The sequence below is a fragment of the Bradyrhizobium sp. SMVTL-02 genome, from assembly GCF_051853005.1.
GTDB lineage: Bacteria > Pseudomonadota > Alphaproteobacteria > Rhizobiales > Xanthobacteraceae > Bradyrhizobium.
The window spans coordinates 342158-360236 of sequence record NZ_CP182469.1 but is presented as its reverse complement, the minus strand read 5'-3'; the positions used below and the strand labels follow the sequence as shown (position 1 = coordinate 360236).

The following is an 18079-nucleotide window of genomic DNA, read 5'->3' as shown; positions in this document are numbered from 1 at the left end:
GCGGCTTAACCAGGCGGCAGACGGGCTCTCTCCATCCCTCCCGCCTTGTGGGGGAGGGAACGCAGCTTCTCGGGGGCGGTCGCTGGGCGCCCCGTGAAAATCGTCCTGGCATACCTATCTGTTGCGAGCTTCCCGCCCGCTCACTGTGAATGAAATGTGATGCCTGACCAAACGCTCGCCGCGCCGATTGACGATCAAAGGGAGCGCCAGCGCGGCTTTTCGCGCTACCAGGCGCTCCTCATCGCGCTGCTGGCGTTCACCCAATTCACGATCATTCTCGACTTCATCATCATGTCGCCGCTCGGCGCCATCCTGATGCCCGCACTCAGCATCACGGCCGCGCAGTTCGGCGTCGCGGTGTCGGCCTATGCGTTCAGCGCGGGACTTTCGGGCATCCTCGCCGCCGGCTTTGCCGATCGCTTCGATCGCAAGCGCCTCTTGCTGTTCTTCTATGTCGGCTTCACGCTCGGCACCCTGCTCTGCGCAATGGCGCAAAACTACCATGTGCTGCTGATCGGCCGCATCGTGACCGGATTGTTCGGCGGCGTGATCGGCTCGGTCGTGCTGGCCATCATCACCGATTTGTTCGCGCTGCATTTGCGTGGCCGCGTGATGGGCTTCGTGCAGACCGCGTTCGCCGCGAGCCAGGTGCTCGGGATTCCCGCCGGGCTGTTTCTCGCCAATCACTGGAGCTGGCAGGTCTGCTTCGTCGCGATCGTCGCGCTCTCGATCGTCACGATCGCCATCATCGCCTTCGTCATGGAGCCGGTCGACGCGCATCTGCGGCTCAAGCAGGACAGGAATCCATTCCAGCATCTGATCGCGACGATCGCAGAGCCGCGCTATACGCTGGCCTTCGCCGTCACGACGCTGCTTGCGACCGGCGGCTACATGCTGATGCCGTTCTCCAGCGCCTACACCGTGCACAATCTCGGCATCGACATGCTGCATCTGCCGACGATCTATCTCGTCTCCGGCCTGTTCAGCATCGTCACCGGGCCGCTGGTCGGCCGCGCCAGCGATGCCTTCGGCAAATATCCGACCTTCGTGTTCGGCTGCGCGATGACCGTGGTCATGGTGCTGATCTACACCCATCTCGGCCACGTCTCGCTGGCGACCGCGATCACCGTGAACGTGCTGATGTTCGTCGGCATCTTCTCGCGCATGATCCCGTCGCAGGCGCTGATGTCGGCGATCCCCGACGCGAGCCAGCGCGGCTCGTTCAGCGCGGTCAGCGCCTCGCTGCAGCAGCTCTCCGGCGGTCTCGGCTCGGTGCTCGCCGGCGCCATCATCGCGCAGGCGCCGGATGGCGCGCTGATCCATTTCGACCGGATCGGCTACGTCGTGGTCATGACAACGATCGTCACGCTGGTCGCGATGTATTTCGTGCAGAAGGCGGTGGCGGAGCGGGCGGGCAAGCAGGTGGTGTAAGGGGAAGGCCCATCGAGGACCGAAAGCGCGGCGATACGCGGATCGCCGCCCAGCCATCTCTATCGATCGAAGGTGGGTCTATTTTGGGACCAAATCCCGCAATGGTGCCCAGGAAAGGACTCGAACCTTCACGGCCGTTAAGCCACTGGCACCTGAAGCCAGCGCGTCTACCAATTCCACCACCTGGGCATGCCGTTGGGGCACGGAGGCGGTTACTACGGTTCGGTGACGCCGTTGTCAATTCATGCGTTGTGATGCCGATTGCGCATCGCAAACCGGCCCGATACAAGCCTGATATTACGCAATCTTCCCGCAGGAATGGACCCCAGGAATAGATCTCATGGCATCGAATCTGGAAACTCTCGTCACGGTTTTCGGCGGATCGGGGTTTTTGGGCCGGAATGTCGTCCGCGCGCTGTGCCGGCGGGATTACCGGGTCCGTGTTGCGGTGCGGCGGCCGGAACTGGCCGGATACCTGCAGCCGTCCGGCAAGGTCGGGCAGGTCCATGTCGTGCAGGCCAATCTGCGCTATCCGGCCTCGGTCGAGGCGGCGCTGCGTGATTCGGGCGTCGTGATCAATCTGGTCGGCATCCTGGCCGAAAGCGGCGCGCAGACCTTCGACGCCGTCCAGGCCAAGGGCGCCGAGACCGTCGCCAGGGCGGCCGCGGCCGCCGGCGCGCAACTGGTGCATGTCTCGGCGATCGGCGCCGACGCCGAATCGCCCTCGCACTACGCCAGGGCCAAGGCGGCCGGCGAGGCGGCGGTGCTGGCTGCGGTGCCCTCGGCCACGATCTTCCGCCCTTCCGTGATGTTCGGCCCGGAGGACCAGTTCACCAACCGCTTTGCCGCCCTGGCCCGGATGTCGCCGGTGCTGCCGCTGATCGGGGGCGACACGAAGATGCAGCCGGTCTATGTCGGCGACGTCGCCACCGCGATCGCGGATGCCGTGGACGGCAAGGCCAGGGCCGGCGCGACCTACGAGCTCGGCGGGCCGGAAGTGCTGACCATGCGCGAGATCATCGAGGCGATCCTGGCGATCACCGACCGCAAGCGCATGCTGGTGCCACTGTCGTTCGGCCTCGCCCGCTTCCAGGCCACCTTCCTGCAATTCGCGCCGGGCGCGTTCAAGCTGACGCCGGACCAGGTCACGCTGCTCGAGCGCGACAATATCGTGTCCGATGCGGCGAAGGCGGCCGGGCTCACGCTGGAAGGTCTCGGCATATCAGCCGATTCACTGGAGGCGATCGCCCCGCAATATCTCTGGCGCTTCCGCGCGGCCGGTCAGTTCCAGCGCATGAGCGTGTGAGTTGGGTTCACCGCTCCCGCTTGCGGGAGAGGTTCGATCGCGAAGCGATCGGGTAAAGGGGTACAGGTCTCACGAAGGCCGCACGTGTAGAGAGAGGCCCCTCACCCCAACCCTCTCCCGTAAGAACGGGGCGAGGGGGCGTACCGTCAGCGCGGCGACACCTCAAAACTTCAGCTTCTTGAACACCGCTTCGGGCAGCGTCTTGATGATCAGCATCACGAGGCGCCATTTGCCGCTGACATAGACGACGTCGGTCTTGTTCTGGACGGCAGGGAGAATCGCATCGCCCACGACCGGCGCCTCGACGGTGAGCGGGCCGATCAGCTTCATGCCTTCGGTCATCCTGGTGCGGACGAAGCCGGGCTTCACCGTGACGACGTGCACGCCGCCGCGGCTGGCACGGGCGCGCAGGCCCGAGAGAAACGCCGAGAAGCCGGCCTTGGCCGAGCCATAGACATAGTTGGAGGCGCGGCCGCGATCGCCGGCGACCGACGACACGCCGACGAGCGTACCGCTGCCGCGGCCCAGGAACTTTTCCGCGAACAGGCCGAGGATCAGCGACGGCCCCTCGTAATTGGAGCGCATGATCGTGGTGGCCTGCGCGAGATCGCTCTGCGCGCTCTCCTGCGTGCCGAGCAGTCCGACGATCGAGATGACGACATCAGGCAGCGCCGGGAGACTGCCGACAAAGCCCTCGAAGGAGGCCGTGTCGAGCACGTCGAACCTGTGGACACCGACATCGACACTGTAGCGCGCGCGCAGATCGGCGGCGTCAGGCTCCAGCGCGGTGACGTCACGGCCCGCGAGACCGACGTCGTAGCCTGCCCTGGCAAAGGCGCGCGCCGCGGCGCGGCCGATGTCGGAGGAGCCACCCAGCACCAGAACGGACTTGCGTGACGTCATGGCCTAGACCTCATCGAACAGGCGTTGTGAAAGCTTCGAGCGGATGTTGCCTTTGGGATCGAGCGATTTGCGGATCGCGTTGAAGCGCGGCAGAGCAGGATAACCAGCCTCGAACGTGGTGCGCGACTGGCGCGCGTCCTTGGCGAGATAAAGCCGGCCGCCGGCCGCGACGACCAGACGGTCGATCTCGTCGAGGAAGCTCAGAATGTCGCCCTTCACCGGAAAATCCAGCGCCAGCGTGTAGCCGGGCAGCGGAAACGACAGGAGGCCGTCGCCATGGCCGAGCCTCTTGAGCACGGCGAGGAAGGAGGCATCGCCGCGCCGCGCGACGCGATCGAGGATGTCGCCGAGCACGTCGCGGGCGCCGGCCTCCGGGATCACGCATTGGTGTTGCAGGAAACCGCGCCTGCCATAGATGCGATTCCAGTCGGCAACGCTGTCGAGCGGGAAGAAATAGGGATAGAGCGAGACCACATGGCTGCCGCCGGCGCGCCGCGCGCCCATGCGGTAGTAGAGCTCGTTGAAGGCGCGGATGCTGTAGCGGTTCAGCGTCATCGACGGCAAATCGATCGGCACGCCGAGGCCGAGACCTTTGCCGACCGGAAATGCCTCGGCACCTTCGGCAAGCTCATCCTTGCCGGCGTGCTCGCCGAGATTGATCAGTGAACGGCCGAGGTCGCGCCCGCGCGCCACGCAATCGATCCACGCCACCGAATAGGTCGCGGCATCGCCTGCATCGAGCGCGCGCATCGCCGCCTCGAGATCGGATGCGGCGATCACCCGCTCGCGGATCCATCCCGTTTCGACCCGCCGCAGCCGCATCGTTGCTTCAAGGATCACGCCGGTGAGGCCCATGCCTCCGACGGTCGCGAAGAAGGCATCGGAGTTCTGCTCGCGCGAGACCTCGATGGTTTCGCCCTCACCGGTGAGCAGCAGGATGCTGTCGACATAGCGGCCGAAGCCGCCTTCGCAATGATGGTTCTTGCCGTGCACGTCGGACGCAATGGCGCCGCCGATCGAGACGAAGCGCGTGCCGGGAACAACGAAAGGCAGGAAGCCGCGCGGGCCAAAAGTGTCGATCAGGTCGGACAGCAGCACGCCGGCCTCGAGGCGAATGCGCCCGCTTGCGGTATCGAACCACCTGATCCGGTCGAAGCCGGTCATCGCCACGGTCCTGGCAGTTCCGATCGCGGCATCGCCATAGGCGCGGCCGTTGCCCCGCGCCACCGAGCCCGTCACATCACCGACGGCCTCGCCCACCGCCTCGAACGACCGCGGACGCAGCAGATCGGTATCAACGACCGGGAAGCGTCCCCAGCCGGAGACGAGGGTCATGGTTCAGCTCCTGTGCCGGGCGGGGCCGCCCTGCGCTCGAAACTGCCTACCGGTCAAAAGCTTATTTTGCGTTGAAGGCGCATGGTGAGTTTGCCGCTGTTGCCGGCGTCCACCTCTCCCCTTGCGGTCCCCTTGCGGGGAGAGCTGAAACCGAGAGCTTCGGTCGGCAGCGCCCCGACCATGGATTGCTACCGCCCCAGCGCCAGCGCGATCAGGCCGAGCGTGCCGACGATGACGCGCCACCAGGCGAACACCACGAAACCGTGGCGGGTGACATAGGTCAAAAACGTCTTCACCACGATGACGGCCGTGATGAACGACACGACGAAGCCGATCGCGACGATGCCCATGTGGTCCATCGTCATCTCGGAGCGGTTCTTATAGAAGTCGTAGGCGAACGCGCCGATCATGGTGGGAATGGCGAGGAAGAACGAGAACTCCGCCGCCGCGCGCTTGTCGGCGCCGAGCAGCATTGCCGCGACGATGCTGGCGCCGGAGCGCGACACGCCCGGGATCATCGCCACGCACTGCGCGATGCCGATATAGAGATACATCAGCAGCGGGAACCTGGTGGCATCGTGCTCGCGCGGCTTGAGGTCGAGCCTGTCGACCCAGAGCAGGATGGCGCCGCCGACGATCAGCGTGAAGCAGACGACCCAGGGGTTGAACAGCACGCTCTTGATGTATTTGCCGGCAACGAGGCCGATGACGACAGCGGGCAGAAACGCCACCAGCACGCCGATGACGAAGCGGCGCGCATAAGCATCGCCCGTGAACATGCCGATCGCGACATCCCAGAGCTTCCTGAAATACAGCCCGACAATCGCGAGGATCGCACCCAGCTGGATCAGAACGGTAAATGAATCCCAGAAGGCGCCTTCACCAAGATGGAAGAAACGCTCGGCGAGCAGAAGGTGGCCGGTCGAGGACACGGGAAGGAACTCGGTCACACCCTCGATGATGCCGAGGATCACTGCCCGTATTGCATCCGACATATTTACGGTCCATTTCGGCTGGAAAAGCGGGGCTCTTCTCGCCTATTCCCCCCAATGCTGCAATCGCAAAATGCGCCATCACGCTCTTGCTTCGCGGGTTTGAAGGACTAGTGTGGCGCCGCACAAACGTTGATGGATTCTTAAGCACCATCAAATAGTCAAAGGTTTCATGTTTACGCTGTTTCATCATCCGTTCTGCCCGCATTCGCGCTTCATCCGCCTGATCGCGGGCGAATACGGGCTCGACCTCAAGCTGGTTGAAGAGCGCAGCTGGGAACGGCGCGAGGCATTTCTGCTGCTCAATGCGGCGGGAACGACGCCGGTCCTGGTGGACGACGAGCAGCCGCCGATCCCGGGCGCGGCCATCATCGCCGAATATGTCGACGAGGCCTATGGCGGGGGGATGGGACCCAAGCGCCTGATGCCGGAGACGACCTTCGAGCGCGTCGAGGTGCGCCGGCTGATGGCCTGGTTCAACGAAAAGTTCTTCGAGGAGGTCTCGCACCCTCTCGTCACAGAGCGCATCTACAAGCGCTTCATGAGCGAGGAGAATGGCGGCGGGCCGCCCTCGGCCGACGTGATGCGCGCGGCCAAGGCCAACGTGCGCTATCATCTCGCCTATATCGGCTGGCTGGCGCAGACGCGTAACTTCCTCGCCGGCGACCGGCTCACCTACGCGGATCTCGCCGCCGCGGCGCATCTCTCGGCGATCGACTATCTGGGCGACGTGCCATGGAGCGAGGACGACGCAGCAAAGGCGTGGTACGCGCGGGTGAAATCCCGCCCCTCGTTCCGTCCGCTGCTGAGCGAATGGCTGGCCGGCGTGCCGGCGTCGCGGACCTACGTGGACCTGGATTTCTGAACTCCGACCCGACTGAACTGAAGGCGCAACTCACGCGCGAGGCGCGCGCGCTCGGCTTCGACTGCATCGGCGTCACGGCACCGGGCACGATCGAAGCTGCCGGAAAGCACTTCCTCGAATTCATCGCCTCAGGCGGACACGGCGACATGGACTGGCTCGCGGCACAGCCGGAGCGCCGGGTCGATCCGCGCGGGCTGTGGGCCGACGTGCGCAGCGTGATCATGCTCGGCGTCAATTACGGCCCCGACTCCGATCCGCTGGCGATCCTGACCCAGCGCACGCGCGCGGCAATCTCGGTCTACGCGCAGGGCGACGACTATCACGATCTCATCAAGAAGCGGCTGAAGGCGCTGGCGCGCTGGCTGGTCGCGACTGCGCCAAGCGACGTGAAAGTGTTCGTCGACACCGCGGCCGTGATGGAGAAGCCGCTGGCGCAGGCCGCGCATCTGGGCTGGCAGGGCAAGCACACCAATCTGGTCTCGCGCGAGTTCGGCTCCTGGCTGTTCCTCGGCGCGATCTACACCACGCTGGAGCTGCCGCGCGACGATGCCGAGATCGACCATTGCGGCTCGTGCCGGGCGTGTCTCGACATCTGCCCGACTGCGGCGTTCCCCGCGCCCTACAAGCTCGATGCTCGGCGCTGCATCTCGTATCTCACCATCGAGAACAAGGGACCGATCCCGCACGAGTTTCGCAAAAGCATCGGCAATCGCATCTATGGCTGCGACGATTGCCTTGCGGCATGCCCCTGGAACAAGTTTGCGCAGGAGGGACGCGAGGCCAAGCTCGCGGCGCGTGACGAATTGCGCGCACCTGATCTCGCTGGGCTGGCACGGCTCGACGATGCCGCATTTCGTGCGCTGTTCACGAAGTCGCCGGTGAAGCGCATCGGCCGCGACCGGTTCTTGCGCAACGTGCTGATTGCGATAGGCAACTCCGGCGAGGTGGCGCTGGCGGAAGAGGCGCGGCGACTGCTGAGTGACGAGAGCGCGCTGGTGCGTGGCGCTGCAGTGTGGGCGCTGGCGCAGCTGGTCTCGCGGGAAGAGTTTGAGCCGATGAAGTTTGCCGCGGCGAGCAACGAGCGCGACGACAGCGTGCGCCGGGAGTGGCGAGACGCTTCCTAATTCTCGGTGTGACCCGGGCATCCAGTACGCCGCGACGCCTCGACTCAATCACTGCCTTGCCGGAGTACTGGATCGCCCGATCAAGTCGGGCGATGACACCTGTGTTGTGGCTGGCACGCACTCTCACCACCCTTGATTTCCCCGCGCGTTGCCTCAAAAGTCGCGCGCCATGACAAACATGCCTTTCTTCACCCGCGAGGGCGATACATTCCATGCGACGGAAGTCGCCAACGGTCCGTGGGACCCGAAATCGCTGCACGGACGCGTCATCGTCGGCCTGCTCGGCTTCGCCATCGAGGAACGCCATTCCGGTCCTGAATTCGTGCCGGCGCGGCTCACCGTCGACATGTTCCGGCTGCCGACCATCGACAAGCCGATCGAGGTGACGACGCGGCTCGTCCGCGATGGACTGCGCATCCGCCTGGTCGAAGCGGAGTTCGTTTCCGGCGGCGTCGGCATGGCGCGCGCCTCGTGCCAGCTGCTGCGCAAGACGCAGAACCCGGATGGCAATGTCTGGTCGCCGCCGAACTGGGACGTGCCGAAGCCATCAGACATTCCGAAGCCGACCGATCCCAGGCTCGGCATGAACGGCAAATGGACGACGCGCCCCATCGTCGGGCACATGGGCTCGCTCGGCCCGCGCCGGCTCTGGATGAGTGAGGTGCGCGAGCTCGTCGCGGGCGCTGCGATGACGCCGTTCGTGCATGTCGCGGTGGGCGCCGACTTCGCCAGCCCCTTTGCCAATGCCGGCGACAAGGGGCTCGGCTACATCAACAGCGACGTCACGATCTATCTGCATCGCCTGCCGGTGACGAACTGGATCGGCTTCGACGTGGTCAATCACCAGGCGACGGATGGCGTCGCGATCGGCGAGTGCTGGCTCTATGACGAACAGGGCCCGATCGGCACGGCGACGGTCGCAGCGCTGGCGCAGCGCAAGCCGATGCCGAAGGTGTCGCCGCCGTAGGTTCCGCCGTCAGGCCAGATGCCGCTTCATCTCCGGCCGCGCCTTCAGCTCGGCGCCCTGCTTGGCGACGATCCTGGCAATGCGCTCCGGCGCGAACTTCAGATCGACGAACGCCGGCGCGGTGTTGGCGACCTCGTGATACCGAGCGATCCTGCCGTCACGCAACGTCATGATCGCAACGCCCTCGAACATCGCCCGCGCTCCGTTCGCTTCCGGCAGGGTCGAACGATAGCTGAAAGTGTAGCGCGCATAGAGCGTGGTGCCGTCGGTGACGGGATCATGCATGTCCCAGCGGAAATCGGTCGCCGTGCGATAGAACCAGTCGTCGATCATTGCAGCGATCTTCTCTCGGCCTGCGAACGCGCCATAGAAGACGTCGTGATAGACGCCATCCTCGGTGAACAGTTCGGCGAAGGCTTTCCCGTTGCGCTGCTCGACGGCGTCACAGAAGGCGCGCAGCATGGCGGCGGTGGTCATTGGCGCTTCTCCCAATTGCTCCGCCCGGCTTGACCGGGGCGTCCAGTACGCAGCGGCTTCTCGGTTCGAGCACAGCCGCCTCTGGAATACTGGATCGCCCGATCAAGTCGGGCGATGATTGGGCAGCAGTTTCACCCGATCTCCGCGACCGCGGCAAGGATGCGTGCGATGTCCTGCGGGCGCGACAGGCGGTGATCGCCGTCCTGGATCATGGTCAGCACGACGTCGTCGGCCGGCAGGCGATGCGTCAGCGCAAAGGCGTGCTGCCACGGCACGTCGGGATCCTGCGCGCCCTGCAGGATACGGACGGGGCAGCCGAGATCGATGGCGCTGCCGAGCACGAGATGGTTGCGTCCTTCCTCGATCAGCTTGCGCGTGATCGGATAGGGCGAGCCGTCGCCATAGTCCGACGGCCGCAGCCAGAAGCCCTTGGTCTCGATCTCCTTCTTCACCGCCGACGGAAATGTCTTCCACATCAGTTCCTCGGTGAAGTCGGGCGCCGGCGCGATCAGCACGAGGCCTGCCAGTGAGGCCTTGCCTGCACGTTTCCTGATCTCGCGCGCGAGCAGGAGCGCCATCCAGCCGCCCATGGAGGACCCGACCAGGACCTGCGGGCCGTCGCAGAACCGCTCGAACACCGCGACGCTGTCCTCGAGCCAGCCTCCGATGGTTCCGTCGGCGAAATCACCGCTGGATTCGCCGTGGCCGGAATAGTCGAAGCGGACCACCGCGCGGCCATGCTCATGGGCCCAGGCGTCCAGCGCGACGGCCTTGCCGCCCTGCATGTCCGACTTGAAGCCGCCGAGCCAGAGGAGGCCGGGACCCTTTCCGGCGCGGTGGCGCACCGCGATCCTGCGCGCGGACGGACCCTGGCCCACATTGATGAACTCGAGCGCGGCATCGGGAATTGCGTCGGTCATGGAACGTTTACTCTGGCTGTGCGGTTTGAACCGTCTGGGCCTGTTTCGCAAGCACGCCCGATATCGGCATTGTCCCTTTGGGACGCTTGCGGAACAGAAGCAAGGTGTCTATGTCGAGCAACGTGCCGTTGGGCGTGACCAAAATGCCTCGCATTTGAGGGTTTTTCACTCGTCGCACGAGCGACTTGCTTGCCGGCAACCGCATCTTCCTTCAAAATAGCCGCTTCTTTCACAACTTTGGAGAACCACCCATTCGCCGTCCTAATAAAGCTCCGCCCGCTGCCAGCAAAGACGGGCCGCGCATCAATGATGATATTCGCAACGCGCAGATCCAGCTGATCGATCAGACCGGTGAGAACAGAGGCACGGTCGAGACCGTCGTCGCCATACGGATGGCCCAGGAAGTTGGCATGGATCTGGTCGAGATTTCGCCGAATACCAGCCCTCCCGTCTGCAAGATCATGGACTACGGGAAATACAAGTATTCCGCTCAGAAGAAAGCCGCGGAAGCCCGCAAGCGGCAGAAGACCGTCGAGATCAAGGAGATCAAGCTCCGCCCGATGATCGACGACCACGATTACGACGTGAAGATGCGCGCGATGCAGCGGTTCTTCGAAGAGGGCGACAAGGTCAAGATCACGCTGCGCTATCGCGGCCGCGAAATGGCGCACCAGGAGATCGGCACCAAGCTGCTGGACAAGATCAAGACCGACGTCGCCGAACTCGCCAAGGTCGAGCAGGACGCGCGGTTCGAAGGTCGTCAGGTCGTCATGGTGCTGGCGCCGCGCTGACCGCAGCGCATTGGGACTTTCTAAGAGTTCAACGGCCCGTCCGGATCTCCGGCGGGCCGTTTTGTTTTGGTCAAGGTGCAAGCCGCGAGCACTGCTGCGCCCTCTCCCGCTTGCGGGAGATGGTGGCGCGAAGCGCCGGGTGAGGGCTCTCGCCTCTTGGGGGTCCTCACGAGAGGAGACACCTCTCCCCAACCCTCCCCCGCAGGCGGGGAGGGAGCGCACCTACTGCTTGGCGGTCAGCTCCTTGTCGCCTGCCAGGTTCCGCTGCAGTAATCGCCGGAGATGATGCCCCTCCACCAGCCGGCGCCGTACATGCCGGCGAGCCGGCCGCCGCCGCTCGCATGGGAGGCGCCGACCGAGACCTGGACCGCGACAGCGCCGGAGCGGTTGACCCGGCCCGAGACCCGGCCGCCGCCGGCCGACGAGACGCGGCTGCCTGACACGGTGAAGGGAACGCTGTAGCCCGAACTGCAAGTGCCGCGGGTGGTCGCGAAGGTGACGTTCCAGATGCCGTCATAGCCGCCGGCGCGAGCCTCGGCCGTTGACGGCAGCGCCGCCGTGGCGAGGACGGCGAACAGCGCCAGATGGCGCGGACGGGCGAAATCCGCCAGCGAAGTCAGAAATTGAGGGGACTGGGCCATTTTTGACCTGCTTCAGCGACAAGACTTGGATATGAGGGTAGCAACTTCCAATAGTCGGCGGGCCGGTTTCGGCGGTTCATCGTTGCCAATTGGCCTGTCCTCTGTCATAAGCCCAGCCTTCATCGCCCGGCTGATTAAGGGCTGCCGTGGCGGTGTTTCGTGCGGGTTTCGCGCTGGTTCGTAAAACCTGAGCACAATCAACGCTCTAACGAGCATTTTTGACGGCCAGCCGCCTTCGCGGGCGGATCTCTATGGCCATTAGGAGAGCCAAATGCCCAAGCTGAAGACCAAATCGGGCGCTAAAAAGCGCTTCAAGGTGACTGCCACCGGCAAAGTGATGCACGCCCAGCGCGGCAAGCGTCACGGCATGATCAAGCGGACGAAGAAGCAGATCCGTCAGCTCCGCGGCACCCGGGTGCTGTTCAAGACCGACGGCGACAACGTCAAGAAGTACTTCTTGCCGAACGCCTGATCGCGTCCACGATCACTGCCGCCTCGCGCGCCGCAGCTTTCGCGGCGATCCGAAACCGAAGTCATCTCTGAAGGATTTTTTGTCATGTCTCGCGTCAAACGCGGTGTGACCGCCCACGCCAAGCACAAGAAAGTCTACAAGGCCGCCAAGGGTTTCTACGGCCGCCGCAAGAACACCATCCGCGCCGCCAAGCCGGCCGTGGAGAAGGCCCAGCAATACGCCTTCCGCGACCGCAAGCGTCGTAAGCGCACCTTCCGCGCGCTCTGGATCCAGCGTCTCAACGCTGCCGTCCGTCCGTTCGGCCTGACCTACAGCCGATTTATCGACGGTCTCGCCAAGTCGGGCATCACCGTGGACCGCAAGGTGCTGTCGGATCTCGCGATCCGCGAGCCCGCCGCGTTCCAGGCGATCGCCGAGAAGGCCAAAGCCGCTCTGGCTGCTTGAGGCTCGCGCTAGCGGGCCTTCGGGCCCGCAGCCTTCAGCGCGCGCTGCGAGAAGCGCTGGGCGACCTCCGCCCGGCAAAAAGCTGCGAACGAGAGATACATGGTGCCGGACTTGTTCCGGTACTTCTGGTCGCAGACGCGCATCTCGCGTTTGTAGGCCTGCTGCTTGGCCGTGTTGAGGCCGGGCATGAAGTCCGCCTCGCACTTCTTTTCGACGGCGGCGCCGAGCTGGACATCGCCGCTCGCGGTCAATTGGCAATCCTGAAACACCTTCATCGCGCTTTCGCAGCTCTTCTGCTTGGTGATGGTGTCGACGACCTCGTCCAGCGTCATGGATGTCTCCATGCAGACCATGGCGCGCGCAGGGGTGCCGGCGACCGAAAGGAAGACGGCCAGAACGGCAGGAAGAACGACAAGGCAGGGTCTCGACAGCATCGCAAAGGTCTCCTCGTATTCCCCTTGGTGCCGCCTCCCCGCGCGGGGTTCAACCCAGCCGGCCATGTGCCCGAAATGACCGGCTTTTTGCTTGACGTTACGGCCTTCGTGCGGCGACAACCCAGCCGAATTCAGAGCCAAGGATTTGACTGTGTCCGACCTCGCAACGCTCGAAACATCCATCCTCGACCAGATCGCCGCCGCCGGCGATGAAGCCGCCCTGGAGGCGGTGCGCGTCGCGGCCCTCGGCAAGAAGGGCTCGATCTCGGCGCTGCTTGCCACGCTCGGCAAGATGTCGCCGGACGAGCGCAAGACGCAAGGCGCCGCGATCAACCTCGCCAAGGACAAGGTCACGCAGGCGCTCGCAGCCCGGCGCGACGTGCTGAAGGCGGCGGCGCTCGATGCGCGGCTCGCGTCGGAAACCATCGACGTGACGCTGCCGCTGCGCGATACGGCCACTGATGCCGGCCGCATCCATCCGCTGAGCCAGGTCTGGGACGAGCTGACCACGATTTTCGCCGACATGGGATTCTCGGTGGCCGAAGGTCCTGACATCGAGACCGACGACTACAACTTCACCAAGCTGAACTTCCCGGAAGGCCATCCGGCCCGCGAGATGCACGACACGTTCTTCTTCCATCCGAAGGAGGACGGCTCGCGCATGCTGCTGCGGACCCACACCTCGCCGGTGCAGGTGCGCACCATGCTGAGCCAGAAGCCGCCGATCCGCGTGATCTGCCCGGGCCGCACCTATCGCATCGATTCTGACGCGACCCACACGCCGCAATTCCATCAGGTCGAAGGCCTCGTCATCGACAAGAGCTCGCATCTCGGCCACCTCAAATGGATCCTGCACGAGTTCTGCAAGGCGTTCTTCGAAGTCGATCACATCAACATGCGCTTCCGGCCGTCGTTCTTCCCGTTCACGGAGCCGTCGCTGGAAGTCGACATCCAGTGTCGCCGCGACAAGGGCGAGATCCGCTTCGGCGAGGGCGAGGACTGGCTGGAGATTCTCGGCTGCGGCATGGTGCATCCGAACGTGCTGCGCGCCTGCGGCATCGATCCCGACGAGTACCAGGGCTTTGCCTGGGGCATGGGCATCGACCGCATCGCCATGCTGAAATACGGCATAGCCGACCTACGCCAGCTGTTCGACAGCGACGTCCGCTGGCTGAGCCATTACGGCTTCAAGCCGCTCGAGGTGCCGACGCTCGCGGGGGGATTGAGCACGTGATGCTTGTGCCCACGCACGCGAACACTCTCTCCGTTCCCTCCCCCCTTGTGGGGGAGGGTCGGGGAGCGGGGTAGCCGCGGATGCCGCACGCAGTTGTGAGCGAGCGTCAGCGCAGCCGGGCGAAACAGCTTCGCCGAGCGATGACGCGTGCCGAAACACTGCTGTGGCGCTACCTGAAGGCTAACCGCATGGATGGCGTTGGCATCCGTCGCCAAACGCCCATCGGAAACTACATCGCCGACTTCGTGTGCTTCTCCTCAAAGCTTATCATCGAGCTCGATGGAGAATCCCACGATTTCGAGGAACGCCAGAAGAAAGAAGAGCGTCGCGACGCTTTCTTCGCAGCCGAGGGCTTTCAGGTTCTGCGCTTCACCAACGATCAGGTGATGACCAACCTCGAGGGGGTTGTTGAGGTAATCCGCCAGGCAGCTTCCGGTGGAGCCCGCGGCTCACCCCACTCCCTGACCCTCCCCCACGAGGGAGAGAACACTGACACCGACCAAAGCCATTCAACCGACAAGAGCCGAGGCACACAGCCATGAAATTCACCCTCTCCTGGCTGAAGGACCATCTCGAGACCGACGAGCCGCTCGATAAGCTCGCCGACAAGCTCACCATGATCGGGCTCGAGGTCGAGAACATCGAGGACAAGGCGAAGGCGCTGAAGCCGTTCACAATCGCCAAGGTGATCTCGGCCGAGCAGCATCCGAATGCGGACCGCTTGCGCGTCTGCATGGTCGACACCGGCGACGGTGGCGCGCCCGTGCAGGTCGTGTGCGGCGCGCCGAACGCGCGTGCGGGCCTCGTCAGCGTGTTCTCGCCGCCCGGCACCTACATTCCCGGCAAGGACATCATGCTCGGCGTCGGCACCATCCGCGGCGTCGAGAGCCGGGGCATGCTGTGCTCGGCGGCCGAATTGCAGATCTCCAACGACCATGACGGCATCATGGAATTGCCGGCGGACGCGCCTGTTGGCGCTGCTTACGCCGAATGGGCCGCGCTCGGCGATCCCGTGATCGAGATCAATTTGACGCCGAACCGGCAGGACTGCACCGGCGTTCACGGCATCGCGCGCGATCTCGCCGCCGCCGACATGGGCAAGTTCAAGGACCCGACGATCAAGCCGGTCAAGGGCGAATTCCCCTGCCCCGTGAAGGTCACGGTCGAGGATGCCACGCTGTGTCCCGGCTTCGCGCTCCGCCTCGTGCGCGGCGTCAGGAACGGGCCGTCACCGGAATGGCTGCAGAAGCGGCTGACCGCGATCGGGCTGCGCCCGATCAACGCGCTGGTCGACATCACCAACTTCATGACCTACGACCGCGCGCGTCCGCTGCACGTGTTCGACGCCAAGAAGGTGAAGGGCAATCTCGTGGTGCGCCGCGCGCGCGAGGGCGAGACGCTGCTGGCGCTCGACGGCCGCACCTACAATCTCGATCCCGCCATTTGCGTCATCGCCGACGAGCACGGCGTCGAATCGCTCGCCGGCATCATGGGCGGCGAAGCCTCGGGCTGCGACGAGAACACCACCGACGTGCTGATCGAATCGGCGCTTTGGAACGAGATCAACATCGCCCAGACCGGCCGCAAGCTCGGCATCAACTCCGATGCGCGCTACCGCTTCGAGCGCGGCGTCGATCCGGCCTTCATGGTGCCCGGCCTCGAGCTCGCGACGAAACTGGTGATGGAGATGTGCGGCGGCGCACCGTCCGAGAACGTCGTGGTCGGCAAGGCCTTCGGGGACGATCGCGTGATCGATTTCCCCGTCACAGAGGTCAAGCGCCTGTCCGGCATCGAGGTGCCGCAGGTCGAGATGAAGCGCATCCTGACCCATCTCGGCTTCATGATGGCGGGCCCCGGACCGGTCGTGAAGGTTGCAGTGCCGTCGTGGCGCTCCGACGTGCACGGCAAGGCCGACATCGTCGAGGAAATCGTCCGCATCTTCGGCGTCGACAAGGTGCCGATGACGCCGTTCGAGCGCGGCGAGGACGCGCGCAAGCCCGTGCTGACGCCGCTACAGCTGCGCACCCGCCGCGCGCGACGGGCGCTGGCGAGCCGCGGCATGGTCGAGGCCGTCACCTGGTCGTTCATCGCCAAGCCTGCGGCCGAATTGTTCGGCGGCGGCCAGCGGGTGCTCGAAGTGGCGAACCCGATCGCGTCCGATCTCTCCGACATGCGCCCGACCCTGCTCGCGGGCCTGATCGCGGCGGCGCAGGCCAATGCCGATCGCGGCTTCGGCGATGTCGCGCTGTTCGAAGTCGGCCAGGTCTTCAAGGGCGATCGCCCGCAGGACCAGTTCATGGCGGCAAGCGGCGTGCGCCGTGGCCTGGCTTCGTCCGAAGGTCTCGGACGGCACTGGACCGGCTCGGCAGAGGCCAATGTGTTCGACGCCAAAGCCGATGCACTGGCGGTGCTGGCTGCGGCCGGCGCGCCGATGCAGGCGCTGCAGATCGTCTCCGGCGGTCCCGGCTGGCTGCATCCGGGCCGCTCCGGCACGATCCAGATCGGGCCGCAGAACGTGCTCGGCTATTTTGGCGAAGTGCATCCGCGCGCGCTCGAGGCGCTCGGCGCCGACGGGCCGCTTGTCGTGTTCGAGGTCATCCTCGACCGGATTCCCGAGGCCAAGAAGAAGCCGACCCGCGCCAAGCCCTTGATCGAGCTGTCGGCCTTCCAGCCGGTGTCGCGCGACTTCGCTTTCATCGTCGATCGCAGCGTGAAGGCCGGCGACATCGTGCGCGCCGCGCAGGGCGTCGACAAGAAGCTGATCACCGGCGTCAACGTCTTCGACGTCTACGAGGGCAAGGGCATCGAGGACGGCAAGAAGTCGATCGCGGTCGCGGTCACGCTTCAGCCGCGCGAGAAGACCCTGACCGATCAGGAGATCGAGGCCGTCGCGGCGAAGATCGTAGCGGAGGTGACCAAGAAGACCGGTGGCACGCTGAGAGCGTAAGGGCTCTGGAATAGCAGGGCATGAGTATCACCGACTTCCTCCCGAAGGACGTCAGCCTCACCATCGCGGCGGCGCTCTGCGCCGTCGCTTTCATTTCCGGCACCGCGCGCGGCTTCTCCGGCTTCGGCTCCGCGCTGATCTTCATGCCGCTGGCGAGCAGCATCGCGGCGCCGCGGCTGGTCGCGGCACTCCTGCTGGTGATCGATTTCGTCGCGGCTGCGCCGCTGCTGCCGGATGCGTGGCGCAAGGCGGACCGAAGAGCCACCGCGGTGATCGTGCTGGGCGCGCTGATCGGCGTGCCTGTCGGCACTTATTTCCTCAGCGTGCTCGAACCCGTCACCACGCGCTGGATCATCTCCTGCTTCGTCGCGGCGCTGCTGCTTCTGCTGCTGTCGGGCTGGCGCTATCGCGGCAAGGACCACGCCTGGCTCTCGGTCGGCATCGGCGGCCTCTCCGGCTTCTGCAGCGGTCTGGCACAGACCGGCGGGCCGCCGATCGTCGGCTACTGGCTCGGCCGCCCGATCGCGCCGATCGTCGCGCGCGCAAACATCCTGCTGTTCTTCGGCGCATCGGATTTCTTCTCGATGGTCAGCTATGCGACGACGGGCCTGATCAGCCGCGAATCGCTGGTGCTGTCGCTGATCGTCGGCCCGGTCTACGCCCTCGGCGTCGCCTTCGGTGCATCCCTTTTCGGCCGCGCCAGCGAAAAGGTGTTTCGCGGAATCTGCTATGCGCTGATTGCGCTGGCGGTGATCTTTGGGCTACCGGCGCTGGACGGCGTGTTGCGGTAAGATCG

At 65.0% G+C, this 18079-nt stretch carries 19 protein-coding genes and 1 tRNA gene; 12 read left to right on the top strand and 8 right to left on the bottom strand.

The annotated features are described in order from the left end of the window. Positions 1 to 159: 159 nt before the first annotated feature. Entirely contained in the window at positions 160 to 1431 is a 1272-nt protein-coding gene (locus tag ACNJYB_RS01695; protein WP_439372413.1) for an MFS transporter, read from the top strand. 102 nt (positions 1432 to 1533) lie between these two features. Here the strand turns inward: ACNJYB_RS01695 and ACNJYB_RS01690 are convergent. After that, positions 1534 to 1620, bottom strand: a tRNA-Leu gene (locus tag ACNJYB_RS01690). 151 nt (positions 1621 to 1771) lie between these two features. Here ACNJYB_RS01690 and ACNJYB_RS01685 point away from each other — a divergent pair. Then, positions 1772 to 2737, top strand: a complete 966-nt coding sequence (locus tag ACNJYB_RS01685; RefSeq protein WP_439372412.1) for a complex I NDUFA9 subunit family protein — start codon at positions 1772 to 1774, stop codon at positions 2735 to 2737. Between the two features lie 162 nt (positions 2738 to 2899). Here the strand turns inward: ACNJYB_RS01685 and ACNJYB_RS01680 are convergent, their stop codons facing one another. The 3 genes from ACNJYB_RS01680 to ACNJYB_RS01670 all read right to left on the bottom strand — a co-directional run bounded on the left by ACNJYB_RS01680 (position 2900) and on the right by ACNJYB_RS01670 (position 5970). Further along, positions 2900 to 3640: an SDR family oxidoreductase gene (locus ACNJYB_RS01680; protein ID WP_439372411.1), complete on the bottom strand. Its 741-nt coding sequence runs from the start codon at positions 3638 to 3640 to the stop codon at positions 2900 to 2902. Between the two features lie 3 nt (positions 3641 to 3643). Then, on the bottom strand, positions 3644 to 4975 hold the full coding sequence (locus ACNJYB_RS01675; RefSeq protein ID WP_439372410.1) for an FAD-binding oxidoreductase: 1332 nt from the start codon (positions 4973 to 4975) through the stop codon (positions 3644 to 3646). Positions 4976 to 5163: 188 nt separating this feature from the next. Next, positions 5164 to 5970: an undecaprenyl-diphosphate phosphatase gene (locus tag ACNJYB_RS01670; protein ID WP_439372409.1), complete on the bottom strand. Its 807-nt coding sequence runs from the start codon at positions 5968 to 5970 to the stop codon at positions 5164 to 5166. Between the two features lie 169 nt (positions 5971 to 6139). Here ACNJYB_RS01670 and ACNJYB_RS01665 point away from each other — a divergent pair, with 169 nt between their 5' ends. From ACNJYB_RS01665 to ACNJYB_RS01655, 3 genes are all read left to right on the top strand, one after another. Beyond that, complete coding sequence (locus ACNJYB_RS01665; RefSeq protein WP_439372408.1) at positions 6140 to 6832, top strand: glutathione S-transferase family protein; 693 nt, start codon at positions 6140 to 6142, stop codon at positions 6830 to 6832. Beyond that, complete coding sequence (queG, locus tag ACNJYB_RS01660) at positions 6781 to 7956, top strand: tRNA epoxyqueuosine(34) reductase QueG (RefSeq protein ID WP_439372407.1); 1176 nt, start codon at positions 6781 to 6783, stop codon at positions 7954 to 7956. The genes ACNJYB_RS01665 and queG overlap by 52 nt, the downstream gene beginning before the upstream one ends. Positions 7957 to 8125: 169 nt before the next feature. Next, positions 8126 to 8923, top strand: coding sequence for an acyl-CoA thioesterase domain-containing protein (locus ACNJYB_RS01655; RefSeq protein ID WP_439372406.1), 798 nt, complete (start codon positions 8126 to 8128; stop codon positions 8921 to 8923). Positions 8924 to 8932: 9 nt separating this feature from the next. On the opposite strand, the gene ACNJYB_RS01650 is transcribed toward ACNJYB_RS01655, so the two are convergent. Together ACNJYB_RS01650 and ACNJYB_RS01645 are read right to left on the bottom strand one after the other, a co-directional pair. After that, positions 8933 to 9400 carry a nuclear transport factor 2 family protein gene (locus tag ACNJYB_RS01650; protein WP_439372405.1) on the bottom strand — a complete coding sequence of 156 codons (468 nt, stop codon included), beginning with the start codon at positions 9398 to 9400 and terminating at the stop codon, positions 8933 to 8935. Positions 9401 to 9531: 131 nt separating this feature from the next. After that, positions 9532 to 10320, bottom strand: a complete 789-nt coding sequence (locus ACNJYB_RS01645) for an alpha/beta hydrolase (RefSeq protein ID WP_439372404.1) — start codon at positions 10318 to 10320, stop codon at positions 9532 to 9534. 251 nt (positions 10321 to 10571) lie between these two features. Here ACNJYB_RS01645 and infC point away from each other — a divergent pair, with 251 nt between their 5' ends. Next, positions 10572 to 11111, top strand: coding sequence for a translation initiation factor IF-3 (gene infC, locus ACNJYB_RS01640; RefSeq protein WP_439375776.1), 540 nt, complete (start codon positions 10572 to 10574; stop codon positions 11109 to 11111). A 236-nt stretch (positions 11112 to 11347) separates the two neighbouring features. On the opposite strand, the gene ACNJYB_RS01635 is transcribed toward infC, so the two are convergent. Further along, positions 11348 to 11752 carry a hypothetical protein gene (locus ACNJYB_RS01635; RefSeq protein ID WP_439372403.1) on the bottom strand — a complete coding sequence of 135 codons (405 nt, stop codon included), beginning with the start codon at positions 11750 to 11752 and terminating at the stop codon, positions 11348 to 11350. A gap of 271 nt (positions 11753 to 12023) precedes the next feature. On the opposite strand from ACNJYB_RS01635, the gene rpmI reads away from it, so the two are divergent. Together rpmI and rplT are read left to right on the top strand one after the other, a co-directional pair. Next, positions 12024 to 12224, top strand: coding sequence for a 50S ribosomal protein L35 (gene rpmI, locus ACNJYB_RS01630; protein WP_008539890.1), 201 nt, complete (start codon positions 12024 to 12026; stop codon positions 12222 to 12224). A gap of 84 nt (positions 12225 to 12308) precedes the next feature. Further along, on the top strand, positions 12309 to 12668 hold the full coding sequence (rplT, locus tag ACNJYB_RS01625) for a 50S ribosomal protein L20 (protein WP_027550107.1): 360 nt from the start codon (positions 12309 to 12311) through the stop codon (positions 12666 to 12668). Positions 12669 to 12676: 8 nt separating this feature from the next. On the opposite strand, the gene ACNJYB_RS01620 is transcribed toward rplT, so the two are convergent. Then, the gene (locus ACNJYB_RS01620) at positions 12677 to 13102 is read right to left on the bottom strand and encodes a hypothetical protein (protein WP_439372402.1); all 426 of its coding nucleotides are present in this window, start codon (positions 13100 to 13102) and stop codon (positions 12677 to 12679) included. Between the two features lie 151 nt (positions 13103 to 13253). Here ACNJYB_RS01620 and pheS point away from each other — a divergent pair, with 151 nt between their 5' ends. From pheS to ACNJYB_RS01600, 4 genes are all read left to right on the top strand, one after another. After that, positions 13254 to 14336 carry a phenylalanine--tRNA ligase subunit alpha gene (gene pheS, locus ACNJYB_RS01615; RefSeq protein ID WP_439372401.1) on the top strand — a complete coding sequence of 361 codons (1083 nt, stop codon included), beginning with the start codon at positions 13254 to 13256 and terminating at the stop codon, positions 14334 to 14336. 80 nt (positions 14337 to 14416) lie between these two features. After that, on the top strand, positions 14417 to 14878 hold the full coding sequence (locus tag ACNJYB_RS01610) for an endonuclease domain-containing protein (protein ID WP_439372400.1): 462 nt from the start codon (positions 14417 to 14419) through the stop codon (positions 14876 to 14878). Further along, entirely contained in the window at positions 14875 to 17283 is a 2409-nt protein-coding gene (gene pheT / locus ACNJYB_RS01605; protein WP_439372399.1) for a phenylalanine--tRNA ligase subunit beta, read from the top strand. The genes ACNJYB_RS01610 and pheT overlap by 4 nt, the downstream gene beginning before the upstream one ends. Before the next feature lie 20 nt (positions 17284 to 17303). Then, positions 17304 to 18074 carry a sulfite exporter TauE/SafE family protein gene (locus ACNJYB_RS01600; RefSeq protein ID WP_439372398.1) on the top strand — a complete coding sequence of 257 codons (771 nt, stop codon included), beginning with the start codon at positions 17304 to 17306 and terminating at the stop codon, positions 18072 to 18074. The last annotated feature ends 5 nt before the right edge of the window (positions 18075 to 18079 follow it).